At 65.7% G+C, this 399-nt stretch carries 1 protein-coding gene; it reads right to left on the minus strand.

Annotated features, from left to right (window positions below):
- The coding region (locus tag SB816_RS30040; protein ID WP_410547997.1) for an ATP-binding cassette domain-containing protein at positions 1-399 on the minus strand (399 nt) is incomplete at both ends.

The raw sequence follows: 399 nt of genomic DNA on the forward strand, positions 1-399 counted from the left end.
CCACACGGGAGCGACGCATCACCATCAGGCGGTCGGCCAACAGGCGCGCGACGGCCAGGTCGTGGGTGACGATCACCACGGCCAAATCCAGCTCGCGAACCAAGCTGCGCAGCAAGTCGAGCAGGCGCGCTTGCACCGACACGTCGAGGCCGCCAGTGGGTTCGTCCATGAACACAAGACGCGGGCTGGAGACGAGATTGCGGGCGATTTGCAGGCGCTGCTGCATGCCGCCGGACAACTCGCTCGGCAGCAGCTTCTCGTACGACCCGAGGTCGACGCGTTCCAGCGCGGCACGCGCCACCTCGTAGCGCTGCGCCTTCTTGACGCCCTCGACTTCGAGCCCGTAGGCGATGTTGTCGATCACGGTGCGGTTCGGAAGCAGTGCGAATGACTGGAACA

It is taken from the genome of Achromobacter sp. SIMBA_011, assembly GCF_046535435.1.
GTDB lineage: Bacteria > Pseudomonadota > Gammaproteobacteria > Burkholderiales > Burkholderiaceae_B > Achromobacter > Achromobacter dolens.